Consider the following 26,227-nt stretch of genomic DNA (forward strand, 5'->3'; position numbering starts at 1 on the left):
TAATCATTCGCAATTACGCAAACCGTAATGCGCCCAAGAGGTGCAGCGGGCACAAAAATGCCGGTGGGTACCCCTGAAGGCACCCACCGGCGTCGAGGAAATGCTAGGCGTAGGCGTTGACCAGGCGGACTGCCCCGCCATCCACACCCTTGGCGCCCTGAACGTAGTCCGGGCCAGACTTCAGGATGGAATCGGAGTCCCCGGTGACGGTGCCCATCACCCAGGAAGGCAGGCCGCGGTCGTTGAGGCGGGCAACTGCGGCGTCAGCGGCGTCAGCCGAGACGATGGCCACCATGCCTACGCCCAGGTTCAGCGTGCGTTCCAGGTCCGCCAGCGGGACGTTGCCTAGTTCGGACACCAGCTTGAAGATGGCGGGCAGTTCCCAGGTGGAGCGGTCCACCGTGGCCACGAGGCCCTGCGGGAGTACGCGGGCAAGGTTGGCAGCCAGGCCTCCGCCGGTCACGTGGCTGAAGCCGTGCACCGCTGATGCGCCGGTGACGGGGAAGGTGCGGGCGAGGTCCAGGCAGTCCGCGGCGTAGACGCGGGTGGGCTCGAGGAGTTCCTCGCCCAGGGTGCGGCCCAGTTCGGAAACCTGGCGGTCCAATGCCCAGCCGGCGTGGTTGATTACGCGGCGGACAAGCGAGTAGCCGTTGGAGTGGAGGCCGGAGGAAGCCATGCCGATCACCACGTCCCCGGCGCGGACACGGTCCGGTCCCAGGAGCTGGTCGGCCTCAACAACGCCGGTGGCTGCGCCTGCGACGTCGTACTCGTGTTCGCCCAGCAAGCCAGGGTGTTCGGCCGTTTCGCCGCCCACCAGTGCGGTGCCGGCGACGGAGCAGGCCGCTGCGATGCCGCGGACAATATCGGCGATGCGCTCGGGCACCACCTTGCCGCAGGCTATGTAGTCCGTCATGTACAACGGCTCTGCACCCACCACCACGATGTCGTCCACCACCATGCCCACCAGGTCGAATCCGATGGTGTCGTGGACGTCCATGGCCTGGGCAATGGCAACCTTGGTACCCACGCCGTCGGTGGACGTGGCCAGCAGCGGCTTCTTGTAGGTGAGCAGCGTGGAGACATCGTAGAGGCCGGCAAACCCGCCTACCCCGCCGATTACCGAGGAGTTGTGGGTGGCCTTGATGGCACCCTTCATCAGCTCGACGGCGCGGTCGCCGGCTTCGACATCGACACCGGCGGAGGCGTAAGTGATGCCTGCAGTGTTCCCGGAGGTGTTGCCGGAGGCGGGGGCAGCGGAAGTCATACGGACTCTTTCTTGTCAGTGCCGGCGGCGGCGTGTACGTCTGGCACAAGGTCGGCTTCGGTCAGCAGGTTCTCGAACTCCGAGTCCGGTCCGGGATCGCAGCCGGTGGCGCCGGACTTCTCCGCCGGGTCCTCTTCGGAGTCCACGGCAAGGGCCGCGGTGGCACCGGGGAGGGCGGAAGGCGAGGGCTTCAGGCCGCCGAGGTCGGTGCGTTCGAGGAGGTTCTTCCCGAGCTTGTCCGCGCCCGGAAGCTCGATGGGGTACTTGCCGGTAAAGCAGGCGGTGCAGAGGCGCTCGCGCGGCTGCCGGGTGGCGCCGATCATGCCGTCCTCGGAGATGTAGGCCAGCGAGTCCGCGCCGATGGCCTGCGAGATCTCCTCGATCGTGGCGCCGTTGGCGATCAGCTCGGCCCGGGAAGCGAAGTCGATGCCATAGAAGCAGGGCCACTGGACCGGCGGGGAGGAGATTTTGACGTGGACAGCGGCGGCGCCGGCTTCGCGGAGCATCCGGACGATGGCGCGCTGGGTGTTGCCGCGGACGATCGAGTCATCCACCACCACCACGCGCTTGCCGCGGATCACGGACTCGAGGGCGTTGAGCTTGAGCCGGATGCCGAGCTGGCGCAGGGTCTGCGAGGGCTGGATGAAGGTGCGGCCTACGTAGGAGTTCTTGACGAAGCCGTGGGCGAACGGGATGCCGGATTCCTCGGCGTAACCCACGGCTGCAGGCGTACCGGACTCCGGAACCGGGATAACGATGTCCGCGGCCTGCGTGTTTTCGCGGGCCAGCTGGCGGCCCATTTCCACCCGGGACTCGTACACCGATCGGCCGGCGATGGCGGCATCCGGGCGGGCGAGGTAAACGTACTCGAAAACGCAGCCCGCCGGCGTCGGCTCGGCGAAACGCTGGGAACGCACGCCCTGCTCGTCGATGGCGATGAACTCGCCCGGCTCGATCTCACGGATGAAGCTGGCGCCGACGGTGGCGAGTGCCGACTGCTCGGAGGCGACAACCCAGCCGCGCTCCAGCCGGCCCAGGACCAGCGGGCGGATGCCGTAGGTGTCGCGGGCGGCGTAAAGGGTGCCTTCGTCCATAAAGACAAAGCAGAAGCCGCCCTTGATTTTGGGCAGCAGTTCGATGGCCGTCTCTTCGAGGGTTTTGCCCGGCTCGCCCTCAAGGAGGGCCGTCACCAGGGCTGTGTCCGAGGTGTTGCCCTGCTTCATCTCGCCCGTAAGCTGATCGCCGTTGCGTTCCTGGATCATCGCGTTGAGCTCAGCCGTGTTGGTGAGGTTGCCGTTGTGCGCCAGGGCAACCGTTCCGGTGCTGGTGGCGCCGAGGGTGGGCTGGGCGTTGGCCCAGTGGCTGGCTCCGGTGGTGGAGTAGCGGCAGTGGCCCACCGCCAGGTGTCCGGTAAGGGTGTTCAAGGTGGTCTCGTCGAAGACCTGGGAGACGAGGCCCATGTCCTTGTAGACGTTGATCCGGTTGCCGTCGCTGGTGGCTATGCCAGCGGACTCCTGACCGCGGTGCTGCAGTGCATACAGCCCGTAATAGGTAAGTTTTGCTACTTCTTCACCTGGTGCCCAGACTCCGAAAACGCCACAGGCGTCCTGCGGGCCTTTTTCGCCAGGGAGAAGATCATGGGAAAGTTTTCCATCGCCGCGTGCCACTGGTCGATTATCTCACGAGCTGGAGGAGGACTTTTCCGGCCGCCCGTTTGTGACTTGCCTAGGGCCGGGGGTCGGTGTCCGATTCGGAATCGGGGACGGACTCCACCACAGCCCGCTGCTGCCTTTTCAGGCTTCGCTGGTCCAGGATCAGCGCCAGTACGGCGCCCAGGATGGCACCGGCGCCGGCAAAGAGCACCAGGAAAAATCCGAAGACCGAGGCGGGGTCAAAGCTCTCGCTCGCCGGCAGGCCGTAAGCAACCGCCGCTGCTGCCCCCACACCCACCAGTGCGCCCAGAATCAGGAACGGGACGTACTTGGGCGCCCGGCGGACAGTGATCTCGCGGCGCTCGGCGGGGGGTTGTTCAGAAGCCATGCCTCAAGCCTACATTTCCGCCGTTGCCCTATCAGTTACGGCTGCCAGGGCGCCGGTTTGGGGACTGTAAGTGACAGGGCAACGGGGAGGGGTGTCAGCTGCCGCGGTAGGTGGAGTACGCGAAGGGGCTGAGCAGGAGCGGAACGTGGTAGTGCTCGGAGCCGGTGACTTCGAACACAAGGTCCACCTCGGGGAAGAACGTGGCAGTCTGGAGGCCGGCATAGTAGCTGCCCGTTGCGAAGTTGAGCCGGTAGTTGCCGGGTTCCAGCTGCTCCGGGCCCAGATCCTTCGCGCGGCCGTCGGCATCCGTGGTGGAGGCTGCAAGTTCCTGCCAGCTGCCGCCGTTGTTTTTGTAAAGCACGACGGCGACCCCGGCCGCCGGGCGGCCGGCGCCGGTGTCGAGGACATGGGTAGTGACGTGGGAGACGCTCATTCGGTGATCAGTCCTTCAAGCCGCAGTACGGCAATCTCGCGCAGCTGCTGGGCCACAATGGAATCTTCCTCAGCGGGGGAGTTCCCCAGCCGCTGGTCCAGGGACTGCAGGATTTCGGGAGCCGTGCGCCCGGCTGCGCGGATCAAAAAGACCCTGCCGAATTTGGCCTCGTAGTCCCTGTTGCCCTGGGCCAGAGCCTCCGCCAGGGCCTTGTCCGCCGGATCCACCCCTGCCTGCTCGGAACGTGACATGGACGCCTCGGTGGTGGCCGCCGTCGGACGTTCACCGATCCGCGGGTGGTGCGCCATGGCTGCTTCAACCTCGGCCGGAGTGAACGGGTGGGCAGCCTCGGAGGCGAACGCCAGGAGCGCGTCCTTGGAAGGGAAGGGCCGGGCGGCAGCCACAGTGTCCACCCAGCGCTGAACGTCGATGCAGGGTCTAAGCGTCTCCGCTGCCCGGGCGGGGTCAGCAGTGTTGAATTCGGCAAGCTTCATGCTGGCAGGTACCTCGTAACAATTGCTGGCATCCATGGTGACGGCTATGCGGATGCCGGACTTCCCGGCGCCCATCACCAGTGAACCCGGATCAAGGCTTCCGCATCATGGAACTGTTATTTCAGCATACGTAATATTGAAGATCAGGCTGCTGCCGGTGTCAAGAGACTACAACAGTGCCGGGCCCCATCCGGTATCATCACGGGGAAGCTGCAGGGCCCGGGCGGAAGATGCTGGGGGAACAAAAAGAATATGGACGGGACGGCTATGCAAACGCTGACCGATCAGGACGCCGCACGCGATCGTGGCCTTCGGGAATACGGATTGATCCCCGCCGACCCTGGTGGGTTGCCGGCGCTGGTGGACCCGAGGACGCGTGCTGCGCTGAACAACCTGGTACGCCTGGCAGCGAGTTTGTGCGGCGTGCCCTACAGCGTGGTGAACATCATTACCGCGGACCAACAGCTGCAGGTCGCCGCCGCCGGTATAGATCCCGGAATATGCTCCCGCGAGGACTCGATGTGCTCGAGCGTCTTTCTGAGTGGCGAGTCCACGGTGGTGCGTGACGCTTCCGTGGACCCGCGGTTCCGGTCCAACCCGTTCGTGACCGGGGAAATAGCGGACGTCCGCTTCTACGCCTCCGTGCCGTTGGAGACCTCTTCCGGCCTGGTGCTTGGCTCGCTCTGTGTGTTTTCTGACCAGGCGGATCTGCCCACGCCCGAGCAGATCCGCCTGGTGGAGGTCCTGGCCGGCCAGGTCGTTGAACTTCTGGAACTCCAGCACCGTACGCTGCAGCTCAACACAGCCCTTGAAGATCTCCACCGGAGCAACGAGATGCTGGCCGAATTCGCCGGGCGGGTCAGCCATGACCTGCGAGCGCCCCTGACCACCATCCTGGGGTATGTGGAACTGGCCGAGGACGACCCCGACATACCCCAAGGACACCCTTCCGCCGAGTACCTGGAACTCATAGCCAACGGCGGGCGCCGCATGCTGGTAACTCTGGAAGACGTGCTGGACTACTCGCGCGCCGACGGCAGGTTGAACCGTAACCACGTGTCCCTGCTGGCTGTCACGGCGGAGGCAGCGCAGGACCTCGGTGTGGACCTCGACGCCGACAGCGGGATCTCCTGCGACGACGCCAAGCTCTTCGCAGACCACGGGCAGCTTCGCACCCTGTTGCAAAACCTCCTGGCCAACTCACTGAACTACCGCTCGCCGGAACGTCCGCTGCGGATCGAGGTCAGGGCTGCAAACGGCCCCCGGGGCGTGACGGTCCAGGTTGCCGATAACGGCAAAGGCATCCTCCCCGCCGACCGGGCCAGGGCCGTGGAGCCACTGGTACGGCTCAACCGGCCCGGCGACGGGCCCGGGACAGGCCTGGGCCTGGCGACCTGCCACCGGATCGCCCAGGCGCACGGCGGAGAACTCACCATCAGTGACACTCCCGGAGGCGGGGCCACTGTTTCGGTGCTCATCCCGGCCGAAGCCGCGGCGGGCCCGGCCGGGACGTCGGGCCGGCTGTAAAAATCAGCCCTGCGGTGTCCTGGACAGGACCCAGACGTTGGTGCCGTCCTGCCGTTCGAAGGTAACCGTCGTGACCAAGGCCTGGATCAGCGCCAGGCCGCGGCCGGACTCGGCGTCCTCACCGACGGTTGCCGGCTCCATCGGGCCGAAGGGCGGCTTCGCGTGGTAGGCGCTCACCCGTGCCTGCAGCAGCGCGGGCCGCACCTCGATGTCCACCCCCAGCTCCACGGGTTCCTGCGCCACGGGCTCGGCATGCTGGACGATGTTCGACGCCGACTCGATGACCGCCGTCGTAAACGTCATCTGGTCCATGTCCTGCACAAAGGGGACGTCGAGCCAGAGGCTGTCGAGGTGGTTGTGGATCGACTCGATGGCGTCCTCGGACGCCGGCCCGCGGAAGCTGCGGGACGCCAGGACCTCAGTCATTGCTGAACGCCTCTTCGGCGGATCCGTAAGCGGTGAGGACTTTGTCCATGCTGGTCAGCTGCAGGACCATCTTCACCTGGGGCTGGACAGCTGCGATCCGCAGGTCCCCGCCCGCCTGCCGCGCCGCTTTGAGGCAGCCGATCAGCGCGCCCAGGCCGGACGAATCCATGAACGCCGTTTTTTCCAGGTTCACCACGATCCGGTTGGATCCGCCGGCGATTACATCCGTGACGAACTCGCGCAGCTTAGGCGCGGAGACCATGTTCAGCCGTCCGTCCGCCTTGACCTCCGCATACGAGTCCTTGACCTCATAGCTAAACTCCATCGGGTTTCCTCTCTGCTAATGCCAAATCTGGAGCTGGTTCATAACCCTTGTAGAGCACTGCACGCACCAGGATGCTCATGACCACCAGGTCGAAAATGACCCACACGACGTTCACGAGGGTGCCAAGTGGCTCGGCCAGGCCGGTAGCCAGGCGGATGATTCCGACGACGGCGGCCACGGCCAGCAGGACGGACACCACAATCTGTGGCCGGATCAGGCTCCAGCTGGGTCCGCCGTTCTGGCGGGCCTTGGGGGTGACGGCAAATCCAAGGGGGCGTCCGAACCAGACGTTCCGGGCCGCCGTCGAGCACGCCTTGATCCAGGTGGGGAACAGGGCAAGGCTGTACTGTTGGCCGCGCCAGGTGGGGATGCCGCGGCCGGCGACGGCGAACAGCAGCTGGTTGACCACCATGAACGGGATGAACCGGATGAAGAAGTCCCAGCTCAAACTCGTCACCGGCAGGACTCCGAGCAACAGGTAGATGATCGGGGCGGCGAAGTAGATAACCGCTGCGTAGCCGCTGAGGTAGGTCCACATGGTGGCGAAGTACATCAGCCGCTGCCCCAGCTTGAGGCCCTTCTGCACCAGCGGGTTCTCGCGGAGCAGCACCTGGATGGTGCCCTGCGCCCAGCGGAGGCGCTGGGTGAGCATGGTCTTGAGGTCCTCGGGAGCGAGCCCGTAGGCGAGGATTTCGTGGTGGTAGACGCTCTCCCAGCCCATCGCGTGCATGCGCATGGCGGTGGCCATGTCCTCGGTGACGGAGATCGTGGCCAGCGGCATGACCGGCTGTGCCTCATCGTTGCGTTCCACCGAGAGGGCATCCAGGACGGCCTGCACGGATTCCAGGGCGCCCAGGGGCGACCAGTCACGGGCGGACATGCGCTGCACCGCATCGTCGGCCACGACGGGGACGCCTGACTCGCCCACGTGGGCCAGTTCCATGGCGGCGATCTCCTCAAGGTCTGCCTGCAGGGCTTCGACGTCGGCCATCACCAGGGTCTGCACGGCGGCGTCCACGCGGCGGCGTACCCGGTAGGTGATCTCGCTCAGGGCTCCGCCGGCGTCGAGCTCCTGCTGCGCCTCGCGGGTTGCCGCCTCCACTTCGTCCAGCACCTGGGCCACCAGTGGTGTCATGTCTGGAGACTTCCGGGCCTGCTTGATGGCAGAGCGGGAGGCGGCCAGGGCACGTCGGATGCTCTTCTCGGTTTCCTTGACGTAACCCACCAGGCCCAGCTGCATGAGGGCTTCGCGGCGGAGGATGGCGTTGGAGCCGCAGAAGAAGGCGGCGTTCCACCCGTCCTTGCCCTGCTGGATGGGGCCATAGAAGAGGGGCGCCTGGCTGCCGAGGGGATCATCGGCCGGGACGTTGCTGAAGTACTGCGGTGTCTGGACCAGCGCCACCCGGCGGTTGTTGAAGTAACCGAGGGTCTTTTCGAGGATGTCCGGCTCGGGGATCTGGTCAGCGTCCAGGATCAGGAGGAACTCGCCGTGGGTCTGCATCAGGGCGTTGTTGAGGTTGCCCGCCTTGGCGTGCCGGGGCAGGTTGGAGGTCCAGTCCTCGCTGCGGGTGACATAACCCAGGCCATGCTGGGCGGCGAGGGCCTCCAGCTCGGGGCGGGCGCCGTCGTCCAGGATCCACGTGCTGTGCGGGTGCCGGATCTTCTGAGCGGCCAGCGCGGTGGTCATCACCATGTCCAGGTCTTCGTTGTAGGTGGTGATGAAGACGTCCACGGTGGCATCGGCCGGCGGCGCCGGGGCGCCCTTCCGGATCTTCAGCTTCCACACCGTCATGCCGAACAGCATCACGTCGATGAGGCTGTAGGTTTCAGCGACCACCAGCGGCACGGCGATCCACCAGGCGTCCCAGTTCAGCGATGCCATCCAGCGCCAGGCAATGTAGTTGACGCCCGTGATGACGGTGAGCACCACCACCAGCCGGGTCAGGAACCGGGTCATGCGCCTGCTCCTTCGGGCAGCCGGCGGACCACAACCACGGTGACGTCGTCCTCAGCGGTCTCGGCCGGGGCCAGGGCAAGGATGGCGCTGCTGGCCGCCTGGGCCGACTCATGTCCCTGCGCAGCGCTGCGGACAGCCTCGGTGAAGTCCTCAACGGTCTCGAAGACGTCCAGCACGCCGTCGCTGGCCACCACCAATGAATCGCCCGGGGCGAGCTCCAGGCTGGACTGGGGCCATTGTGTTCCTGCCCAGGCTCCGACCGGCGGCCCGCCGGACCCGAGGCGGTGGGCGGCGCCGCCGGAGGTGACGTGCAGCGCAAGCCCATGCCCGGCGTCGACATAGCTGACCGTTCCCGAGGCCGCGTCAAGCCGCGCGTGGAACAAAGTGACAAAGGAGTTGGAGGAATCCAGGTCCGTGGCTATCGCCTTGCTGGCGGAGGCGAACGCGCCGTCGAGGTCCTGCCGGTGGCCGGTGGAGCGCATGACGGCGCGGACTGTCGCCGCGATCAGGGCGGCGCCCATACCTTTGCCCATGGCGTCGGCGAAGGTCAGGTGGAGCCCGTCCGGGGTCTGGTACCAGTCGTAGAAGTCCCCGCCCACGCTGCGGGAAGGCCGGAACATCCCGGCCACGTCATAGCCTTCGACGCGGATGTCCTCCTGCGGGAGGAGGCTTAGCTGGACTTCGGTGGCGCGTTCCAGCTCGCTCCGGGCGGCCGAATCGGCAGCTGCGGAGGGGCGGCGGCGGAAAAGGGCGTTGATCCGGGACTGCAGCTCCCGGGGGCTGAATGGCTTGCTGATGTATTCATCAGCTCCGTTGTCCAGTCCGGTCAGCTTGTCCAGTTCGTCCGCACGCGCGGTCAGCATCACAATGAAGGCGTCCGAGAATTCCCGGAGCCGCTTGCAAACTTCCAGTCCGTCGAGGTCCGGGAGGTTCAGGTCCAGGGTCACCAGGTCCGGCTGGCGGCGGCGGACTTCCTCCACACCGGGCAGACCCGCTCCGGCCTCAGTAACGTCGAAGCCCTGCTTGACCAGGACGCGGACCAGCAGGCCGCGAATGTCCGGGTCATCCTCGATGACAACGGCACGGCGGGTTTCGGAGGGAGAGACCATAGCTCTACTTCTACCGTATTAACGGCAACGGGGCATGTCGCAAGGCTTTTTGTGGTGCTGGCCGTGTTGGGAGCGGCCACCGGATCCGGGCTTCCCCGGCGGCCGCTCCCAGCGGATCTTGCGCCAATCTTGGCACCTGCTTGCCTGGACGTTGAGGAAGGCCCGGGACACTCGAAGGCAGAAGAAACAGCTTCAGGGACAACGGTCAACGAAGACCGGTCCGGAAGCTGGCCGGTGCAGGAGGGGCAGCCATGGGACACAGCAACATCAAAGACCAGACGACGGCGTATGCCGCCGCGGGCGCGGCGCCTGCCGATGGCGGGGCGACCGCGATTGGACCGGAGGCGGAAGCGGGTCCGCGTGAACTGGTGCAGGCCGGCCTGAACAAGGGCAGGGCGCTCCTGCGGGTCTACCTCCACTCGCGGAAGGTGCGTGCCGCGGCCAAGGCACTGGCGCAGGCACTCGCCGAATCGAGGGCGGCGTCGAGCTGGCCCGGGGACCGGTTGCCGGTGGGTGAGGAGATGTCCGTGCAGGTGGAAAAGCTGACGCACCGCCTTAACCTGGAGACCGAGGCGCATTGCAGGTTGGAGGCGCTTTTCAGGAGTGCGGACCTGGGGCGTCCCGCGGCGGTTTAGGTGCCGGGAACCCTGGTTAGCGCTATGGGCTGGCGCCGTGGGTTGGGCTGGCGCCGTCATCTCGGGGTGCGGGTGGAGCCGGGGTTACGCCTGATCCCGCAGGTTCAGGCGCATCAGCACCCGCGGGAAGCCGTTGAGTACTGACTCCGTGTCCGCAGCCTTGGTGAAGCCGGCGTCCTCGAAAAGCTTGCGCGTGCCCACGTACGCCATGGTGAGGTCTACCTTTTGCCCGCGGTTATCCACCGGGTAGCCCTCGATGGCCGGTGCCCCATAGCTTCCAGCGAACGCAACGGCGCCTTTGAGCAGGTGGTGTGAAACGCCTTTGCCGCGGTGCCCTGGCCGCACCCGGATACACCACACAGACCAGACGTCCAGCCCGTCCACGTGCGGAATCTTCCGGTTCCCGGCGAAGCTGGTATCCGCGCGGGGGTGGACTGCTGCCCACCCGACTACTTCGCCGCCGTCGTACGCCAGGATTCCCGGCGGGGGATCCTGGGCCACCAGCTCCTTCACCAGCTCCCCGCGCTCCGTCCCGTGCAGTGCCTGGTTCTGTTTCGACGGAATGCGGTAGCTCAGGCACCAGCAGACGTTGGCGTCCGGCCGTTTGGGCCCCACCATCGTCCTGACATCCTCAAACTCAGTGGCCGGACGGACCTCGATCGCCATGCGGCCATCCTGTCACCGGCCTGCGCAGGAGGCAACGGCGCTGAGTCCCTACTCGCCCGGGATGCGCCCTATGCTCCATGCCGAGACTTTGCGCAGGTCGACCCTGGTGGCCTGCATGCGTACGTGGACTCCCCCTGAAAGCAGCACCGGTCCAAGGAAGTGGATGTACCGGTCCTGGTCCTTCGGCTGCGGGCCTGCCCCGCCTTCTCCCGCCGGTTGGCGTTCCAGTTGGTCCGTCGCCGGCTCCAGCGACTCGAAGGCGGCGGCGACGGCCGGGCTGCCGATGCGGATCTGGTCATTTTGCCGCTGTGCCCAGGCGTGCGCGGACACGACGGATCCGGAGATGACGGCGCCGTCCACAACAACGGTGAGCTCCACCGTTGCGTCGTTGCCCACCCTGGCGACCGGAGCCAACAGGAGCGCAAGACGGTGGTCGATCTCGTACCAGGATTGGGCTTTAAAGCTTTCGCGGTTGGCCGCGAATGCAGCGTCGCGCTCCGCCGCCACCGCGGAAAATACCTCTTCAGCAGGCTCGTCCGCCATGGACCCTTCCCCTTTCGTGGTTCCGTCAGGTCACCCTCCCACAAGAGCTTAGTTTCCTGGCCTCGCAAAGCGTTGGCGGGTGGAAGAAGGCCGGCAGGAAGGGGGGTGCCAACCCTGTCGGCGTCTGTCTCCCGTCACTACACTGGGACGCATGACCGAGCAGGAACCGGCCCGGGGCAGGGCGGCTGCGGCTTCCGACGGCGGGACAGGACCTGGCAGGGACGTAGCCGTTAACGCGGGGACGGGTGAGGACGGCGGAATCCCTCACCTGGCCGACCCGGACGCCGTCGATACCTCCCTTCGCACTCCCGCCGAAAGGAACCGCACCTTCACCTGGATTCTGGCGAACACTGCCCTCGCCAACATCACTACCAGCTACCTGTGGTTTGCCCTGACGTTCTGGCTGTACCTGGGAACCCGCAACGTGATCGCCACGGGGGTGGTGGGCGGCGCATACATGTTGCTCATCGCCCTCTCGAGCATCAGCTTCGGCACTTTCGTGGACCGCTACCGCAAGTTATCCGTGATGCGGTTTGCTGCCGTGTTCACCCTGGTGATGTTCGTGCTGTCCGGAGTGATGTTCCTGCTGACACCCGCCGCCGTGCTGCTTGACCTGGCGCAGCCGTGGTTCTGGGTGTTCACCATGGTCATCCTGATCGGCGCGGTGGTGGAAAACATGCGCAACATCGCGCTCTCCACCATCGTCACCATCCTCATCGAGCCGGACCGGCGGGCCAACGCCAACGGGCTGGTGGGCATGGTGCAGGGACTGATGTTCCTTGTCACCTCGGTGCTCTCCGGGCTGTCCATTGGGCTGCTCGGAATGGGCTGGACGATCGCCGTCGCCGTCGTGCTCACCGCCCTGGCCTTCGCGCATCTCCTCTTGCTGCGAATGCCCGAGGAGCTGCGCCCGGCGGCCACGGATGCCCACGGCGGATTCGATTTCCGCGGTGCCCTTGCCGCCGTCCTGGCCATCTCCGGGCTGTTCGCGCTGATCCTGTTCTCAACGTTCAACAACTTCATCGGCGGGGTCTACATGGCCCTGATGGATCCCTACGGCCTGGAAATGTTTTCGGTGGAGCTGTGGGGGATCCTTTTGGCGGTTGGTTCCAGCGGCTTCCTTTTGGGCGGAGCCTTGATCGGCAAATTCGGCCTGGGTTCCAACCCTTTGCGCACCCTGCTGCTGGCCGTGATTGCGATGGGCGTCCTGGGCGCAGTGTTCACGCTGCGGGAGTGGGCATGGCTGTACATCGTGGGGATCTGGCTGTACCTGACCCTGGTGCCTTTCGTGGAGGCGGCCGAGCAAACGGTCATCCAGCAGGTGGTGCCACTGGAGCGGCAGGGCCGGGTGTTCGGATTCGCCATGGCGTTTGAGTCCGCGGCGGCGCCGGTCACCGCGTTCCTCATTGCGCCGATCGCCCAGTTCTGGATCATCCCGTACGCGCGCTCGGCCGACGGCGCAGCCCAGTTGGCCCCGCTGCTCGGGGAGGGCACCTCCCGCGGCATCGCCTTGGTGTTCCTTGTTGCGGGCCTCATCATGGTCGCCGCCGCGGTGCTGGCCTTCCTGACACCGGTCTACCGCCGGGTGTCAGCGGAGTACGCGGAGGCGGCGGCTGCGGAGACGGCCAGCGCCAAGTCCTAGATACCCAGGGCTTCCTTGAGCGCTGCGACGTGGCCGTCAGCCTTTACCTGGTACTGGGCGAGCGTGACTTTGCCTTCGGGGTCCACCACCACGGTGGACCGGACGATGCCCTCGACAATTTCGCCGTCCACCAGCTTTTCGCCCCAGGCGCCGTACGCCAGGGCAACTGCGTGGTCCGGGTCGGACAGCAGCGGGAAGGTCAGGGAGAAGTCGCCGGTGAAGCCGGCCAGGGCCTCGGGGGCGTCGGGGGAGATGCCGATGACCTCGTAGCCCTTGCCCTGCAGGGAGGCCAGGCTGTCGCGGAAATCGCAGGCCTCGGTGGTGCAGCCGGGGGTGGCGGCCTTGGGGTAGAAGTACACAATGACGTTCTTGCCGCGGTAGTCGGCCAAGGCAGTCTCACGGCCCTGGGCGTCCTGAAGGGTGAATTCAGGGGCCTGGAATCCGGGCTGAAGCTTGGTGGTCAGGGTCTGGCTCATGGCGTTCCTTAGGAAGACTTTGTCATTACTGGCAAAACATCAAGTGAAGCGGCTTCCCGCTCAGTCATACAACTCCGGCGTCATATGCAGTATTCCGCCGGCCCGCGGACAGTTGCCAGCTGGCCGGGCACAAACCGGTAACCGCCGCCGCGGACGGTGGCCACAGCGTGCCGGGCGTTCCCGAGTTTCCTCCGGATCCGCCCTACGTAAACGTCGATGGACCGCGCGGAGGCGCCCGGGGTTTCAAACGAATCCAGGAAGTCCTGGAGTTCCTCCCGTGCCACCGTGCGGGACAGGTGGGTCACCAGGTACCGCAGCACCTTGAACTCCACGCCCGTAAGCGGGACGGGGCGGCCATCCAGCAGCACGTTGTCGGCGGCCAGGTCAACGGCAACCCGGCTGACGGGGCCGGCCGACGGCGGCAGGCGGGTGCCGCCGTCGGCCTCATCCGGTGCCCCGGCGGGTTCCCCGGAAAGGGCCTCCGCTGCGGGAGGAGGTTGAGAGGAGTCGTCTGCGGCTCCTCCCGCGTCAGCGGAGAACCCGGTGGGAGCTCCGGCGGCAGGCCAGTGGACTTCCGCCTCCGGAGCAGTTTCGAGGGCCCGGGCAAGGACCAGTTCGGCTGCCCGGGCCAGGAGTTCGGGGCTGGTGCCGTCCCCGGGAACCACCCATACGGCAAGGCCGCGGGCAATCACCGGACGGGGGCAGGCCGCAGCAGGTGAGGCAGCAGTCCTTGGTACGGCCGCTCCCGTGGCAGCAAGCCGCCGGCGTGCCACCGTCCTCGGACGTACAGCTTCCACTGCCATGGCGCGTCCTTAGACTCCGCCGCGGCGGATCAGCTTACCCGTGGGGACTTGACCGTCCACGACCGTGCCGCGCAGGAAGGTCTTGCGGACCACGCCGGAGAGCGCTTTGCCGTCATACGGGGTGATGGGGTTCTTGTGCTTGAGCTTGGACACGTCCACCACGAAGGCCTCGTCCGGGGCGAAGACGGCGAAGTCGGCGTCGTAGCCCAGCGCCAGCTGGCCCTTGTTGGAGAGCCGTGCCAGCGCTGCCGGCTTCTCACCCATCCAGGACACCACCTGCTCCAGCGGAATGCCCCGGTGCCGGGCTTCGGTCCAGATCAGGGACAGGCCCAGCTGCAGCGACGAGACACCGCCCCACGCCACGGCGAAGTCACCGTTCTCCAGGTCCTTCAAATCCAGTGTTGAGGGGGAGTGGTCCGAGACGATGCAGTCGATGGTGCCGTCCTGAAGCCCCTGCCACAGCAGCTCCCGGTTGGAGGCCTCGCGGATGGGCGGGCAGCACTTGTAGGCGGTGGCGCCGTCCGGGATTTCCTCCGCCATCAGCGTCAGGTAGTGCGGGCACGTTTCCACGGTGAGCTTCACGCCGTCGCGCTTTGCCGAGGCGATCATGGGCAGCGCGTCCGACGACGAGAGGTGCAGGATGTGCGCCCGCGCACCGGTCCAGCGGGCCCGTTCGATAACCTCGGCGATGGCCTTGTTCTCGGCGCCGCGGGGGCGGGAGGCCAGGAACGTCTGGTAGTGGTCGCCGCCGGGGTGGGGTGCCCGGTCGATGGCGTGCGAATCCTCGGCGTGGACGATCATGAGGGAGTCGAAGGACTTCAGCTCGGCCATGTCCTCCTCCATCTCGTCCGCGTCCAGGTGCGGGAACTCGTCAACGCCCGAGTGCAGGAGAAAACACTTGAAGCCGAACACACCTTCATCGTGCAGGGCGCGCAGGTCCCCCTTGTTGCCGGGGATCGCACCGCCCCAGAATCCGACGTCAACGAAAGCCTGGTCCTCCGCCACCTCGCGCTTGAGCTTCAGGTTTTCCACCGTGGTGGTGGGCGGAACGGAGTTCAGCGGCATGTCGATGATGGTGGTGACACCGCCGGCGGCGGCGGCCCGGGTGGCCGAGGCGAAGCCCTCCCACTCGGTCCGGCCGGGCTCGTTGACATGGACGTGGGTGTCCACCAGGCCCGGGATCAGGGTTTCATCATCGGCCAGTTCAATAACCTCGGTCCCGGCCAGGCCGTTGCCGAGCGGCTCGAGGGCAACGATCTTGCCGCCGCGGACACCCACTTCGCGGGGTGCCAGGCCGGCGGTGGTGAGGATGCGCTGGCCGCGGATGACCAGGTCAAAACGTTCTTCAGACATGGAGGTCCTCCTTGGTACTGGCGGAACCGGACAGCCCACTGGCTGCCAGCCGTCCGCTGATCTGGGTGCCCAGCTGCTCCAGAAGCTGCGCTGCCTCTGCTATGCACCTGTTTACATTGCTTTCGAGTTCGGTCAAAGCGTAGACCTCCTCGAATCCGGCGGCACGTGCCTGGCCCGGTTCAAGGGTGGTCCGTCCGCACACGGCGATCACCGGAACGCCCTGCCCGGCGGCTGCCCGGGCAACACCCATGGGCGTTTTGCCCAGCAGGCTTTGACCGTCCAGGCTGCCTTCGCCCGTGATCACCAGGTCGGCGCCGGCCAGCCGGTCCGCGAACCGGGTGAATTCGAGGACGACGTCGATGCCCGGGCGCCGTGTTGCCGCCAGGGCGGCGATGGCCGCGTAGCCAACGCCGCCGGCTGCACCGGCTCCCGGGGCTTCCGCTGCCTTGATGGCGCGGTGACCGATTTCCCTGGCCAGGACTTCGACAAACCTGGCCAGGGCGGCGTCGAGCAAGCCGACGTCCTGTTGTGCGGCGCCCTTCTGCGGGCCGAAAATCGCCGCGGCGCCCTGGGGGCCCAGCAGGGGATTGTCGACGTCGGACGCCAGCACAAAGCGTGTGTCCTTCAGCCTGGCGTCAAACCCGCTGAAGTCGATCCGGTCCAGGCGGGCCAGCGCGGCACCGCCTCCCGGAAGTTCGTTGCCCTCTGCATCAAGGAAGGTGGCGCCGAGTCCCTGCAGGACGCCGGCCCCGCCGTCGGTGTTGGCGCTGCCGCCGACCCCGAGGATGATGCGGTTGCAGCCGGCGTCCAGTGCGGCGCGGATCAGTTGGCCGGTTCCCAGACTGGTGGCGGTACGTGCAGCCGCAGGGCCTGGCCGTCCCTCAACAAGTGCTCCGGCGGCGAGCAGGGCCAGGCCCGAGGCGGCCGCCATTTCAATGACGGCCTCATTGCCCCGGACAGCGAAGTGGGCCGTGACGGGCTCTCCTGACGGTCCGGCCACCAAGGCGCTGCGGCGGGTAAACCCGGAGCCGGCGGCGGCGTCCAGTGTGCCCTCGCCGCCGTCAGCCACTGGAATCCGGACCACGTCCAGGTTGCCTCCCGCTCCGCGCTGCAGTCCCTTTTCCAGGTGACTGCAAACTTCAGGTGCGGACAGGGAACCCTTGAACTTATCCGGGGCAATGATGATGCGCATCGGTCTTTCCTGTCTAGGCCTGCAGGGCCAGGATGGCGGTGGGGGCGTCGGCAGCGGAGCCGGCCAGTTCCTCGAACTCGTTTACCGCGTTGATTTCCACACCCATGGAGATGTTGGTGACCTTTTCCAGGATCACTTCCACCACTACCGGAACCCGGAATTCGTCCATGAGTGCCTTGGCCTTGTCGAAGGCGGCGGCGAGGTCCTTGGGGTCCTCCACGCGGACGGCCTTGCAGCCGAGCCCTTCGGCCACCTTGAGGTGGTCAACCCCGTACCCACGTGCGTTTTCGGACAGGTCCGCGCTGTTGACATTTTCGAACGCCAGGGACACGTTCTGCTCCATTTTGAAACCGCGCTGGGACTGGCGGATCAGGCCCAGGTAGGAGTTGTTCACCACCACGTGGATGTACGGGAGGTTGAACTGCGCGCCCACTGCCAGTTCCTCGATCATGAACTGGAAGTCGTAGTCGCCGGAGAGGGCCACCACGGTCTGGTCCGGGTTGGAACGTGCGACGCCGAGGGCTGCCGGGGCGGTCCAGCCCAGGGGACCGGCCTGGCCGGCGTTGATCCACCTGCGCGGTCCGAACACGTGCAGCATCTGTGCCCCGGCGATCTGCGACAGGCCGATGGTGGACACATAGATGGTGTCGCGGCCGAAGGACTTGTTCATTTCCTCGTACACGCGCTGGGGCTTGATGGGAATGTTCTCGAAGTGGGTCTTGCGGTGCAGGCTCGCCTTCCGCTCCTGGCACTCGGCAACCCAGGCGCTGTAGTCCGGCAGGGACCCTGCCGCTTTGCGCTCTTTGGCGAGCTCAACCAGCCCCGCCAGCGCCACACCGGCGTCGGACGCGATGCCCAGGTCAGGCGAGAACACCCGGCCGATCTGCGTGGGCTCGATGTCGATGTGCACGAACTTCCGGCCGGCGGTGTAGGTCTCCAGGCCGCCGGTGTGCCGGTTGGCCCAGCGGTTGCCGATGCCGATCACGAAATCGCTTTGCAGGTAGTTTTCGTTGCCGTAGCGGTGGGAGGTCTGCAGGCCCACCATGCCGGCCATCAGGATGTGGTCATCCGGGATGGTGCCCCAGCCCATCAGGGTGGGGATGACCGGAACGTTCAGGATTTCGGCCAGCTCCACCAGCTGTGCGGAGGCGCCGGCGTTGATGATGCCGCCGCCGGCTACGATCAGCGGGTGCTGCGCGGCGGTGAGCATGTCCAGGGCCTTTTCCAGCTGCTTGCGCGAGGCCTTGGGCTTTTCGATGGGGAGGGGCTCGTAGGTGTCGATGTCGAACTCGATCTCGGCCATCTGCACGTCGATGGGCAGGTCCAGCAGCACGGGGCCGGGACGGCCGGAACGCATCAGCTGGAAGGCCTTCTGGAAGGCGCCGGGAACCTGGCCGGGTTCCAGGATGGTCATGGCCATCTTGGTGACGGGCTTGGCGATGGACTCGATGTCCACGGCCTGGAAGTCTTCCTTGTGCAGCTTGGCAACCGGAGCCTGGCCGGTGATGCAGAGCATGGGGATCGAGTCGGCCCATGCGGCGTAGAGGCCGGTAATCATGTCCGTTCCGGCCGGGCCGGAGGTGCCAATGCAGATGCCGATGTTGCCGTCCTTGGCGCGGCTGAAGCCGTCCGCCATGTGGCTGGCGCCCTCAACGTGGCGGGCCAGGGTGTGGCGGATGCCGCCGTGGGCGCGCATTGCGGAATAAAAGGGATTGATCGCGGCGCCTGGCAGGCCGAACGCCTCAATGGCGCCTTCCTTCTCCAGGATGGCCACCGCTGCATCAACGGTACGCATCTTGCTCATGGTGTACTCCTTGAAAGCTTGAAAGTCTGTGGGCCCAGGCCCGCAGGGTTCCCTGACCGGGCTTGGGAGGTTAGGGGGCGGGTGGGGAGGGTGTGCTGAAGGAAGCCCTGGTGGTCAGGGCGTCCAAATTTGTGTTGGTTAAGCCGGGGGTTACTCGCGGCCGCTGAGCTTCAGGACCTGCTTGAAGAGGCCGGAGTGGTCCAGGCCGCCGTCGCCCTGGTTGACGGTGGCGGCGACGAGCTGTGCGACGACGGCGCCGAGGGGGACGGCGACGTTGGCTTCGCGGGCGGCGGAGGTGACGATGCCCAGGTCCTTGTGGTGGAGGGCGAGGCGGAAGCCGGGGTCGAAGTTGCGGTCCAGCATTTTCTGGCCCTTCTGGTCCAGCACCTTGGAGCCGGCGAGCCCCCCGCCCAGGACCTTGAGCGCGGCGTCCGTGTCCACGCCGTAGGCCTCGAGGAAGGCGATGGCTTCGGCGAGGACCTCGATGTTGACGGCGACGATCAGCTGGTTTGCAGCCTTGACGGTTTGGCCGGAGCCGGAGGGGCCCACGTGGACGATGGTTTTGCCGACGGCGTTCAGGACATCGGAGGCGGCCTCGAAGTCTTCCTTTTCGCCGCCCACCATGATGGAGAGTGCGGCGTCGATGGCGCCCTGTTCGCCGCCGGAAACCGGGGCGTCCAGCGGGCGGATGCCTGCTTCGCGGGCGTCGTCGGCGAGGCGCTTGGCTACGTCCGGGCGGATGCTCGAAGCGTCGATCCACAAGGTGCCCTGTTTGGCGTTCGCGAAGGCGCCGTCCTTGCCGCTGACTACACCCTCAACATCGGGGGAGTCCGGGACCATGGTGATCACGACGTCGGCAGTTTTGACCGCGTCCGCGATGCTCGTGGCGCCCTTGCCGCCTTCGGAGACAAGCTTGTCGATCTTGTCCTGGCTGCGGTTATAGCCGGTGACGGTGTGGCCGGCCTTAACCAGGTTGATGGCCATGGGCAGGCCCATGATTCCGAGTCCGATAACAGCAACGTTGCTCATGATGGTTCTCTTTCTGAAGTCTGTGATTAATGGCGGCCGGGGCCCAACGAGGTAGCAGTAACTGCCGTTTTGACGGGCCAGAACGACAGTTGGTGCTACCTGGTTGAGCGGGCCGGGGAACTATTGCGTGGCGTGCTGGCGGATGGCCCAGCTGAAGGCCGTTTCCTGCGGTTGCTTGTATTCGAGGCCGATGCAGCCGGCGTAGCCAAGTTCGCGGCTGCGGGCGATCCACTCGCCAAGCGGGAGGGTGCCGGTGCCGGGGGCGCCGCGGCCGGGGTTATCGGCGATCTGGATGTGGCCGAAGTCCTTGGCATGGTTCTCGATGACCGCTTCGACGTCGTCGCCGTTGACGGACAGGTGGTAGAAGTCGGCGAGGAGTTTAATGTTGCCGACGCCGGTCTCCGCCTTGACGCGGGCGATGACCTTGAGTGCGTCAACAGCCGTGAGGAGCGGGTACTTCGGCGCACCGCTGACGGGTTCGAGGAGGACGGTGCCGCCGATCCGGGCGACGCCTTCCGCAGCTGCGGCAAGGTTTTTGAGCGCCAGTTCGTCCTGTTCTTCGGGCGTGAACTCGTCCTGCCGGTTGCCGTAGAGGGCGTTGAAGGCCTTGCAACCCAGGCGCCCGCCGATGCCCGCGACGACGTCGATGTTGTCCTTGAACTCCGAGCAGCGGCCCTTCCAGGACACCAGGCCGCGGTCGCCGCCGGGCATATCGCCGGCGTTGAAATTCAGGCCCGTCAGTTGAACGCCTGCGTCCTGGATGGCATTTTCGAATGCGGCGACCTGCGAATCGGAGGGGACGGAGCTTTCAAAGGGCCACCAGAACTCGACAGCGTCAAAGCCGGCTGCCTTCGCCGCTGCGGGGCGTTCGAGCAGGGGCAGCTCCGTGAGGAGGATGGAGCAGTTCACTGTGTACGTCATCGTAGGTCCTTCCGAGGAGGGGCTTTGATCTATCTTCCTGTGCTTCCCGGCATCTTGTCGGTTTCCGCTTTGTGGAATTTAGATTCTGCTTTATGAAAAGTGTAGGGAAGGAGGTGCCGGTGCGTCAAGAGCGCGTGTACACACGAAGGAGCCAGGGGCATGTGCCCCTGGCTCCCGTGCGCCAATCCTTCTATATGAAGATCTGCGTGTTTTAGCGGCGTACCTTAACTACCTCGCTCTTCTTCCAGTCGGACCACTTCGACCAGTCGGACCAGTGGCCCTTGTGGTCCTTCACACGGAATGACACGAGATGGTAGACCTCTTCTGCGCCCCTGCGGTCAAGGTTGCGCACGCGGTCAACACTGTGAAGGGTCTTTTCACCGTCGTGCTTTTCGAACTTCACATAGAAGTGCGAGTGTCCGAGGAAGTCGTCACTGCGCCGCGGGCCGTCCTCGTCTTCGTAGCGAAGCTGGCGTATCTGGACAGACTTCTCGCCGTCGCAATCGACTTTGATCTTGAAGTCGACCCTGTTGCCCCGGAGATCCTTGGGATCCAGCGGTTTGACCCAACAGCCATGGGTGTATCCATGCCTGTAGTCGTCATGGGCTTGGGCAGGGCCAGCCATTGCCCCGCCGAGCAGACCTAATGAGAGGGCCGGAACCAGGGCGATCTTTGCCCGGATCGAACGGCTCTTTGAGGGAGTAATTGACATTTTTTTGCTCCTGTAAGGATGCGATTCACCATTTTTTGTGAGGGTGCGAGTCCTCGTTTTTGGACAGCATGAAACCACGCGGCTGAGCGTGTCGCGATTGTTCAGTCTGGCGGCCGCAGCTGCCCGTCCCATTTTTCAAACAGCACGCCCGGCTAATGTGTGGGGCGCGGCTTCGGACCCGTTTTCGGGGTCCGGTAGTAATATGTTGCGCCCGCAATTCCGCCCGACGCTAGGGTCGGGACTACCCTTCTTTGGCCTCAAATCCCCCCACTGACTTCAGGTGCCGCAGGCTCTGGTTGGAGATACGCCAGCAGAGGCTGGTGAACGCGTGTGCGCCGGGAGCAAGGGGCTACTGCATCTCCGGCGTGCTGGAAATTGAAACGGCCGACGCGCGAGGTCCACTATCCGCGCGAACGACACCTATGCGCCCTCCCGGCCACGACGAGTGGGTGGTGGGGGACCAGCCGTTCGTCGCCGTCGAATTCCTGGGCGCCGCTTCGTTGGGCCGGCCACGACGACACGGGATGCACGCACTGATGTGAAGCATTCCGCTTCAGGTTTGGCCACCGCCAGACGCGGCGGTGCCAAAACTAGCACGGTTTAGGGCAGCTCCTTCGCCCCCGGCGGGACCGCTGTCGGCGGGACGGCTGGACCGGGGCGGGCGAGCAGGGCCAGCGAGGCGGTGACAGAGTGGTCGGGCTTTTCCGGCGGGCTGGTGTAGGACCGAAGCACCAGCAGCGACTGCCCCACCAGTTCTACCGTTTCACTGGCATGAAGGAGGCCGGTGCCCGCGTGCTCACCTGCGGTATCGATGAGTTGTTCCCAGCTGGGCGAATACTCGGCGCTGGGCAGTGTGAAGACCACCGGCTCGTCCCCGGAATTGCAGAACAGCAGGAAGTTGTGGTCGTGGATAACCCGGCCACGGTGGTCCTTGCCAACGCTGGCCCCGTTGTAGAACACCCCCAGTGCCCGCGCGAGGGGGTTGTCCCAGTCTCCGGGTCCCATGGCCGAAGCATCCTTGTCGAGCCAGACGATGTCAGGCAGCGGCTGGCCCGCACCGCGCATGACGGGCCTGCCTTCAAAGAACCTGGTGCGCCGGAAGGTGGGGTGTTCCCGGCGCAACCTGGTGACGGCGGCAAGGAACTCCACCAGGGGTTGGTCGGCTTCTTCCCAGTTAATCCATGACAGGGGCGAATCCTGGCAGTAAACGTTGTTGTTCCCCAGTTGGCTGCGTCCCAGTTCGTCGCCGTGCAACACCATGGGAACGCCCTGGGAAAGGAGGAGCGTGGCGAGGAAGTTGCGTTGCTGGCGTGCCCGCAGGGCAAGGATGCCGCTGTCAGTGGTGGGTCCCTCTGTGCCGCAGTTCCACGAGCGGTTGTGGGACTCGCCGTCGTTGTTGTTTTCTCCGTTGGCGTCGTTGTGCTTGGAGTTGTACGACACCAGGTCCCGCAGGGTGAATCCGTCGTGCGCCGTGACGAAGTTGATGGAAGCCACGGGCCGGCGTCCTGAACTTTCGTACAGGTCCGAGGAGCCTGCCAGGCGGGAGGCAAACTCGCCAAGCGTGGCAGGTGCGCCCCGCCAGAAGTCGCGGACGGCGTCGCGGTACTTCCCGTTCCATTCGGTCCAGAGGGGCGGAAAGTTCCCCACCTGGTACCCGCCGGGGCCAACGTCCCACGGCTCGGCGATGAGCTTCACCTGCGACACCACGGGATCCTGCTGGACGAGGTCGAAAAAGCTGGACAGCCGGTCCACGTCGTAGAACTCCCGCGCCAGCGCGGAGGCGAGGTCAAAGCGGAACCCGTCCACGTGCATCTCGAGCACCCAGTACCGCAAGGAATCCATCATCAGCTGCAGGGCGTGCGGGTGGCGCACGTTGATGGTGTTACCGGTGCCCGTGTAGTCCAGGTAGTGCTGCTTCTCGTGGTCAACCAGCCGGTAGTAGGCCTGGTTGTCGATGCCTTTGAAGGAAAGGGTTGGCCCCAGGTGGTTCCCTTCCGCGGTGTGGTTATAGACGACGTCGAGAATCACTTCGATGCCGGCGGCGTGCAGGGAGCGGACCATGGCCTTGAATTCCTGCACCTGCTGCCCCGGTTTGGTGCTGGAGCTGTAGCTCTCGTGGGGCGCGAAGAAGCCGATGGTGTTGTAGCCCCAGTAATTGCTGAGGCCTTTGTCCTTCAGCGTGCTGTCCTGGACGAACTGGTGGACGGGCATCAGCTCGATCGCCGTCACGCCGAGCTTCTGCAGGTGTTCGATGACGGCGGGGTGGGCGATGCCGGCATAGGTGCCGCGTTCCCGCTCCGGCACCTCCGGATGGGTCATCGTCAGGCCCTTCACGTGGGCTTCATAGATCAGGCTGTCGCTGTAGGGGGTCCGCGGCGGGCGGTCGTGCTGCCAGTCGAAGAACGGGCTGATCACCACGGATCTCATCGTGTTGGGAGCGGAGTCTTCCGTGTTGAACGAGGAAGGGTCGCCAAAGTTGTAGGAAAACATCGGCTGGCCCCAGGCAATGTCACCGCTGGTTGCCTTGGCGTAGGGATCCAGCAGCAGTTTGTGCGGGTTGCAGCGGAGCCCACGGGCTGGATCATACGGGCCCTCCATCCGGTATCCGTAGAGCTGGCCGGGCAGGACATGCGGGAGGTAGCAGTGCCAGACGAAGGCATCCACTGCTTCCAGGGTGATCCTCTGCTCAGCGCCGTCCTCGTCGAAGAGGCACAGCTGCACCGCGCTCGCCGCTTCGCTGAACACCGCGAAATTCGTGCCGCTGCCGTCATAGGTGGCACCCAGCGGATAAGGGCTCCCCGTCCAGACTTCCATGCCCGCCTCCCTCCAAAGAACTCCATCGAATCACAGAGGTGTCCCTCTTTCTGGAAAGGGAGATGCGCGCACGACGGCGGGCCCCGCCTTCGCAGGTACGCCACCCGCGTGCTGCACACTGTTTTCATGACTTTTGCGAATGTTGGAAGCCTTGGAACCAGGCCCGGCCAGCGCGACGCCGTCGTGTCCATCCTGCTCCGGCCCATGGAGGGCCTGAAGGAAGCCGGTTGCCTGCTGTACGAGGTGGGCGTCAATGATGAGGTGCCGGACACGGTATTTGTGTCCGAGCTGTGGGAGTCGCCGGAGGCGCACCGGGCCTCGCTGCAGCTGGACAGCGTTCGGGCAGCGATCAGCGAGGCGATGCCGCTGCTCTCGGGGGAGATGGGCGGCAGCCAGTTCACAGTGCTCGGATCCCCGCTTCGCTGAACCGTCTCCCGCGGGCGCCCCTGTCTCTTCCGCCCGCCAGCAACTAGGCTGACCGGCATCGACTGGACACCAGTGTGTGCACACTGACGAACGGGGTAAGGGAGACACATGAAACCGCTGCCTGCACTTGAACTTGTTACCCGCCTGGAAGATGCCGACTGGCTGGATCCCGTGGCGAAGAAGGTCCGGAAATTAGTGAAGCGCACGGTCCGCCCGCAGTGGGCCCGTGACATTCTGCACGGGGTGCCCATCGGCCACCCGGTTCATCCCCTGGCAGTCCAGGTTCCCCTGGGATCCTGGATTTCCGCCGCCGTCCTGGATGCGCTCCCCGGCAACACGCGGGCCGCCACCGTACTGATCGGCGTCGGAACCGCCTCCGCGTTGCCTTCGGCGGTGGCAGGTTTTATGGACTGGTCCCAGCTGCACAGCCAGCAGCAGCGGGTGGGATTGGTCCACGCCGCCGCCAACATCACTGCCGCGAGCCTCTACGGGGCGTCGCTGGTGGCGCGGGCAAACGGGCAGCAGGGTGCAGGCAAGGTGCTCGCGTACCTGGGCCTCGGCATTGTTGGTTTCGGCGGTTTTTTGGGCGGCCACCTCAGCTACCGGCAGGCTGCCGGCGCGAACCACACTGAGGACGTTCTGCATCGCTTCCCGAGCGGCTGGCAGGCCCTCGCGCCCCTGGAAGACCTGCCCGAAGGAAAGCTGCACAAGCGCGTTGTGGCCGGACTCCCGCTCGTGGTGTTCCGCGAGGCGGGTACAGTCAGCGTGCTGTCCGACGTCTGCAGCCACCTGGCCGGTCCGCTCCACGAGGGCAAACTCAAGGATGGCAGTAAGAACGACGGCGATCCCTGCGTCGTGTGCCCGTGGCACGGCAGTACCTTTTCGCTCCGTTCGGGCGAGGTGCAGGCGGGGCCAGCCACAGCGCGGCAACCGCGCTTCGCAACCCGCGTCACCGGCGGGCTCGTGGAAGTGAACCTCCCCGGCGCGGACTAGGAGAATCCAGAAGACTGTCACCAGATGGAGGAGGTCGAGCGGCTCTGCGACCGGGTCATCCTGCTTAAGGACGGCACCGCCCGCGCCTACGGGACCGTCTCGGAGGTGCAGGAGCAGTTCGGCGGCACCGTCTACCGGGTCAGCTACGAGGGCATCCTGCCCGCCTCGAAGCTTTACGACGTCGTCACCGACATGGGACCATGAACGACTACCGAAATTACGGCAACCACGTGCAGGGCAATGTAGGAGCCATCCAGCAGGGTGACCACAATACAGCCACCGTGAATCAGACCCTCAACGACGATCACCGCCAACTTGTACTCGCGAAACTGGCGGAAATTGAGACTGAAGCGAGCGTGCAAGCCGACCCTGGGCTCGCAGAGCAGGTAGCTGCGATACGCGCGGAGGCCGAGAAGCCAGAACCTGTGAAGGAAAGTTTGCTTGCAAAAGCGGCCTTAGCTTTAGCTACCGCACTTGGTTCTGCAGCAGGAAAGAGCGCCGGCCAACAGGTCGTGCCAGGCCTGCAGCAATTGATCCAGGTCATCACCGGATGATGCTGCATACCAAACAGTTGCTCGCCGGTCAGTGGATTGGGCTTATTCCGTAATCAGCTGCTACAAAACAAGAAGGATCTGCTTGGGTA

26 protein-coding genes and 1 pseudogene are annotated in these 26,227 nt (G+C 65.5%); 7 read left to right on the forward strand and 20 right to left on the reverse strand.

Annotated features, from left to right (window positions below):
• Positions 1-103: 103 nt before the first annotated feature.
• The 5 genes from purM to uraD all read right to left on the reverse strand — a co-directional run bounded on the left by purM (position 104) and on the right by uraD (position 4,231).
• On the reverse strand, positions 104-1,264 hold the full coding sequence (gene purM / locus AC5RT4_RS05000; protein ID WP_494105038.1) for a phosphoribosylformylglycinamidine cyclo-ligase: 1,161 nt from the start codon (positions 1,262-1,264) through the stop codon (positions 104-106).
• A complete protein-coding gene (gene purF / locus AC5RT4_RS05005; protein WP_494105039.1) occupies positions 1,261-2,931 on the reverse strand; it encodes an amidophosphoribosyltransferase in 1,671 nt (556 codons plus the stop codon). Before purF ends, purM begins: the two co-directional genes overlap by 4 nt.
• A gap of 58 nt (positions 2,932-2,989) precedes the next feature.
• Complete coding sequence (locus tag AC5RT4_RS05010; RefSeq protein WP_494105040.1) at positions 2,990-3,304, reverse strand: hypothetical protein; 315 nt, start codon at positions 3,302-3,304, stop codon at positions 2,990-2,992.
• 94 nt (positions 3,305-3,398) lie between these two features.
• Complete coding sequence (gene uraH / locus AC5RT4_RS05015) at positions 3,399-3,737, reverse strand: hydroxyisourate hydrolase (RefSeq protein WP_494042070.1); 339 nt, start codon at positions 3,735-3,737, stop codon at positions 3,399-3,401.
• Entirely contained in the window at positions 3,734-4,231 is a 498-nt protein-coding gene (gene uraD, locus AC5RT4_RS05020) for a 2-oxo-4-hydroxy-4-carboxy-5-ureidoimidazoline decarboxylase (protein WP_494105149.1), read from the reverse strand. The genes uraH and uraD overlap by 4 nt, the downstream gene beginning before the upstream one ends.
• A 267-nt stretch (positions 4,232-4,498) precedes the next feature.
• Between uraD and AC5RT4_RS05025 the strand changes: the two genes are divergently transcribed.
• On the forward strand, positions 4,499-5,758 hold the full coding sequence (locus AC5RT4_RS05025) for a GAF domain-containing sensor histidine kinase (protein ID WP_494105041.1): 1,260 nt from the start codon (positions 4,499-4,501) through the stop codon (positions 5,756-5,758).
• A 3-nt stretch (positions 5,759-5,761) separates the two neighbouring features.
• Here the strand turns inward: AC5RT4_RS05025 and AC5RT4_RS05030 are convergent, their stop codons facing one another.
• From AC5RT4_RS05030 to AC5RT4_RS05045, 4 genes are read right to left on the reverse strand one after another with little or no spacing between them, the layout of a single operon-like run.
• Complete coding sequence (locus AC5RT4_RS05030; RefSeq protein WP_494042072.1) at positions 5,762-6,184, reverse strand: ATP-binding protein; 423 nt, start codon at positions 6,182-6,184, stop codon at positions 5,762-5,764.
• Positions 6,177-6,509 (reverse strand): STAS domain-containing protein, encoded by a 333-nt coding sequence (locus AC5RT4_RS05035; RefSeq protein WP_494042073.1) that lies wholly within the window; start codon positions 6,507-6,509, stop codon positions 6,177-6,179. The genes AC5RT4_RS05030 and AC5RT4_RS05035 overlap by 8 nt, the downstream gene beginning before the upstream one ends.
• Entirely contained in the window at positions 6,499-8,466 is a 1,968-nt protein-coding gene (locus AC5RT4_RS05040; protein ID WP_494042074.1) for a glycosyltransferase family 2 protein, read from the reverse strand. The genes AC5RT4_RS05035 and AC5RT4_RS05040 overlap by 11 nt, the downstream gene beginning before the upstream one ends.
• Positions 8,463-9,575 (reverse strand): PP2C family protein-serine/threonine phosphatase, encoded by a 1,113-nt coding sequence (locus AC5RT4_RS05045; protein ID WP_494105042.1) that lies wholly within the window; start codon positions 9,573-9,575, stop codon positions 8,463-8,465. Before AC5RT4_RS05045 ends, AC5RT4_RS05040 begins: the two co-directional genes overlap by 4 nt.
• Positions 9,576-9,826: 251 nt before the next feature.
• Between AC5RT4_RS05045 and AC5RT4_RS05050 the strand changes: the two genes are divergently transcribed.
• Positions 9,827-10,210: a hypothetical protein gene (locus AC5RT4_RS05050; protein ID WP_494105043.1), complete on the forward strand. Its 384-nt coding sequence runs from the start codon at positions 9,827-9,829 to the stop codon at positions 10,208-10,210.
• 84 nt (positions 10,211-10,294) lie between these two features.
• On the opposite strand, the gene AC5RT4_RS05055 is transcribed toward AC5RT4_RS05050, so the two are convergent.
• Entirely contained in the window at positions 10,295-10,876 is a 582-nt protein-coding gene (locus tag AC5RT4_RS05055; protein ID WP_494105044.1) for a GNAT family N-acetyltransferase, read from the reverse strand.
• A 48-nt stretch (positions 10,877-10,924) separates the two neighbouring features.
• Positions 10,925-11,419, reverse strand: coding sequence for a GvpU-like protein (locus AC5RT4_RS05060; protein ID WP_494105045.1), 495 nt, complete (start codon positions 11,417-11,419; stop codon positions 10,925-10,927).
• 151 nt (positions 11,420-11,570) lie between these two features.
• Here AC5RT4_RS05060 and AC5RT4_RS05065 point away from each other — a divergent pair, with 151 nt between their 5' ends.
• Entirely contained in the window at positions 11,571-13,061 is a 1,491-nt protein-coding gene (locus tag AC5RT4_RS05065) for an MFS transporter (RefSeq protein WP_494105046.1), read from the forward strand.
• Here the strand turns inward: AC5RT4_RS05065 and bcp are convergent.
• From bcp to glgX, 9 genes are all read right to left on the reverse strand, one after another.
• Positions 13,058-13,537 carry a thioredoxin-dependent thiol peroxidase gene (gene bcp, locus AC5RT4_RS05070; protein WP_494105047.1) on the reverse strand — a complete coding sequence of 160 codons (480 nt, stop codon included), beginning with the start codon at positions 13,535-13,537 and terminating at the stop codon, positions 13,058-13,060. The genes AC5RT4_RS05065 and bcp overlap by 4 nt on opposite strands.
• Positions 13,538-13,617: 80 nt before the next feature.
• Positions 13,618-14,340: a winged helix-turn-helix domain-containing protein gene (locus tag AC5RT4_RS05075; protein WP_494105048.1), complete on the reverse strand. Its 723-nt coding sequence runs from the start codon at positions 14,338-14,340 to the stop codon at positions 13,618-13,620.
• Between the two features lie 9 nt (positions 14,341-14,349).
• A complete protein-coding gene (allB, locus tag AC5RT4_RS05080; RefSeq protein ID WP_494105049.1) occupies positions 14,350-15,693 on the reverse strand; it encodes an allantoinase AllB in 1,344 nt (447 codons plus the stop codon).
• Positions 15,686-16,885: a glycerate kinase gene (locus tag AC5RT4_RS05085; protein ID WP_494105050.1), complete on the reverse strand. Its 1,200-nt coding sequence runs from the start codon at positions 16,883-16,885 to the stop codon at positions 15,686-15,688. Before AC5RT4_RS05085 ends, allB begins: the two co-directional genes overlap by 8 nt.
• A gap of 13 nt (positions 16,886-16,898) precedes the next feature.
• The gene (gene gcl, locus AC5RT4_RS05090) at positions 16,899-18,689 is read right to left on the reverse strand and encodes a glyoxylate carboligase (protein ID WP_494105051.1); all 1,791 of its coding nucleotides are present in this window, start codon (positions 18,687-18,689) and stop codon (positions 16,899-16,901) included.
• Positions 18,690-18,839: 150 nt separating this feature from the next.
• The gene (locus AC5RT4_RS05095; protein ID WP_494042085.1) at positions 18,840-19,718 is read right to left on the reverse strand and encodes a 2-hydroxy-3-oxopropionate reductase; all 879 of its coding nucleotides are present in this window, start codon (positions 19,716-19,718) and stop codon (positions 18,840-18,842) included.
• Positions 19,719-19,838: 120 nt separating this feature from the next.
• Complete coding sequence (locus tag AC5RT4_RS05100) at positions 19,839-20,639, reverse strand: hydroxypyruvate isomerase family protein (RefSeq protein ID WP_494105052.1); 801 nt, start codon at positions 20,637-20,639, stop codon at positions 19,839-19,841.
• 211 nt (positions 20,640-20,850) lie between these two features.
• Positions 20,851-21,351, reverse strand: coding sequence for a hypothetical protein (locus AC5RT4_RS05105; protein ID WP_494042087.1), 501 nt, complete (start codon positions 21,349-21,351; stop codon positions 20,851-20,853).
• A 600-nt stretch (positions 21,352-21,951) separates the two neighbouring features.
• Positions 21,952-24,165: a glycogen debranching protein GlgX gene (glgX, locus tag AC5RT4_RS05110; protein ID WP_494042088.1), complete on the reverse strand. Its 2,214-nt coding sequence runs from the start codon at positions 24,163-24,165 to the stop codon at positions 21,952-21,954.
• A 126-nt stretch (positions 24,166-24,291) separates the two neighbouring features.
• On the opposite strand from glgX, the gene AC5RT4_RS05115 reads away from it, so the two are divergent.
• The 4 genes and pseudogenes from AC5RT4_RS05115 to AC5RT4_RS05130 all read left to right on the forward strand — a co-directional run bounded on the left by AC5RT4_RS05115 (position 24,292) and on the right by AC5RT4_RS05130 (position 26,138).
• The gene (locus tag AC5RT4_RS05115) at positions 24,292-24,591 is read left to right on the forward strand and encodes a putative quinol monooxygenase (protein WP_494042089.1); all 300 of its coding nucleotides are present in this window, start codon (positions 24,292-24,294) and stop codon (positions 24,589-24,591) included.
• Between the two features lie 108 nt (positions 24,592-24,699).
• A complete protein-coding gene (locus tag AC5RT4_RS05120) occupies positions 24,700-25,584 on the forward strand; it encodes a Rieske (2Fe-2S) protein (protein ID WP_494042090.1) in 885 nt (294 codons plus the stop codon).
• A gap of 18 nt (positions 25,585-25,602) precedes the next feature.
• Positions 25,603-25,776: pseudogene (locus tag AC5RT4_RS05125) on the forward strand (ABC transporter ATP-binding protein); the annotation flags it as partial.
• Between the two features lie 8 nt (positions 25,777-25,784).
• Positions 25,785-26,138 carry a hypothetical protein gene (locus AC5RT4_RS05130; RefSeq protein ID WP_494042091.1) on the forward strand — a complete coding sequence of 118 codons (354 nt, stop codon included), beginning with the start codon at positions 25,785-25,787 and terminating at the stop codon, positions 26,136-26,138.
• The last annotated feature ends 89 nt before the right edge of the window (positions 26,139-26,227 follow it).

It is taken from the genome of Arthrobacter sp. sptzw42 (assembly GCF_059089685.1).

Coding starts and splice junctions, on each gene's coding strand:
- purM (WP_494105038.1), bottom strand. CDS start 1,264: ATGACTTCCGCTGCCCCCGCCTCCGGCAACACCTCCGGGAACACTGCA.
- AC5RT4_RS05010 (WP_494105040.1), bottom strand. CDS start 3,304: ATGGCTTCTGAACAACCCCCCGCCGAGCGCCGCGAGATCACTGTCCGC.
- uraH (WP_494042070.1), bottom strand. CDS start 3,737: ATGAGCGTCTCCCACGTCACTACCCATGTCCTCGACACCGGCGCCGGC.
- uraD (WP_494105149.1), bottom strand. CDS start 4,231: ATGAAGCTTGCCGAATTCAACACTGCTGACCCCGCCCGGGCAGCGGAG.
- AC5RT4_RS05025 (WP_494105041.1), top strand. CDS start 4,499: ATGCAAACGCTGACCGATCAGGACGCCGCACGCGATCGTGGCCTTCGG.
- AC5RT4_RS05030 (WP_494042072.1), bottom strand. CDS start 6,184: ATGACTGAGGTCCTGGCGTCCCGCAGCTTCCGCGGGCCGGCGTCCGAG.
- AC5RT4_RS05035 (WP_494042073.1), bottom strand. CDS start 6,509: ATGGAGTTTAGCTATGAGGTCAAGGACTCGTATGCGGAGGTCAAGGCG.
- AC5RT4_RS05040 (WP_494042074.1), bottom strand. CDS start 8,466: ATGACCCGGTTCCTGACCCGGCTGGTGGTGGTGCTCACCGTCATCACG.
- AC5RT4_RS05045 (WP_494105042.1), bottom strand. CDS start 9,575: ATGGTCTCTCCCTCCGAAACCCGCCGTGCCGTTGTCATCGAGGATGAC.
- AC5RT4_RS05050 (WP_494105043.1), top strand. CDS start 9,827: ATGGGACACAGCAACATCAAAGACCAGACGACGGCGTATGCCGCCGCG.
- AC5RT4_RS05055 (WP_494105044.1), bottom strand. CDS start 10,876: ATGGCGATCGAGGTCCGTCCGGCCACTGAGTTTGAGGATGTCAGGACG.
- AC5RT4_RS05060 (WP_494105045.1), bottom strand. CDS start 11,419: ATGGCGGACGAGCCTGCTGAAGAGGTATTTTCCGCGGTGGCGGCGGAG.
- AC5RT4_RS05065 (WP_494105046.1), top strand. CDS start 11,571: ATGACCGAGCAGGAACCGGCCCGGGGCAGGGCGGCTGCGGCTTCCGAC.
- bcp (WP_494105047.1), bottom strand. CDS start 13,537: ATGAGCCAGACCCTGACCACCAAGCTTCAGCCCGGATTCCAGGCCCCT.
- AC5RT4_RS05075 (WP_494105048.1), bottom strand. CDS start 14,340: ATGGCAGTGGAAGCTGTACGTCCGAGGACGGTGGCACGCCGGCGGCTT.
- allB (WP_494105049.1), bottom strand. CDS start 15,693: ATGTCTGAAGAACGTTTTGACCTGGTCATCCGCGGCCAGCGCATCCTC.
- AC5RT4_RS05085 (WP_494105050.1), bottom strand. CDS start 16,885: ATGCGCATCATCATTGCCCCGGATAAGTTCAAGGGTTCCCTGTCCGCA.
- gcl (WP_494105051.1), bottom strand. CDS start 18,689: ATGAGCAAGATGCGTACCGTTGATGCAGCGGTGGCCATCCTGGAGAAG.
- AC5RT4_RS05095 (WP_494042085.1), bottom strand. CDS start 19,718: ATGAGCAACGTTGCTGTTATCGGACTCGGAATCATGGGCCTGCCCATG.
- AC5RT4_RS05100 (WP_494105052.1), bottom strand. CDS start 20,639: ATGACGTACACAGTGAACTGCTCCATCCTCCTCACGGAGCTGCCCCTG.
- AC5RT4_RS05105 (WP_494042087.1), bottom strand. CDS start 21,351: ATGTCAATTACTCCCTCAAAGAGCCGTTCGATCCGGGCAAAGATCGCC.
- glgX (WP_494042088.1), bottom strand. CDS start 24,165: ATGGAAGTCTGGACGGGGAGCCCTTATCCGCTGGGTGCCACCTATGAC.
- AC5RT4_RS05115 (WP_494042089.1), top strand. CDS start 24,292: ATGACTTTTGCGAATGTTGGAAGCCTTGGAACCAGGCCCGGCCAGCGC.
- AC5RT4_RS05120 (WP_494042090.1), top strand. CDS start 24,700: ATGAAACCGCTGCCTGCACTTGAACTTGTTACCCGCCTGGAAGATGCC.
- AC5RT4_RS05130 (WP_494042091.1), top strand. CDS start 25,785: ATGAACGACTACCGAAATTACGGCAACCACGTGCAGGGCAATGTAGGA.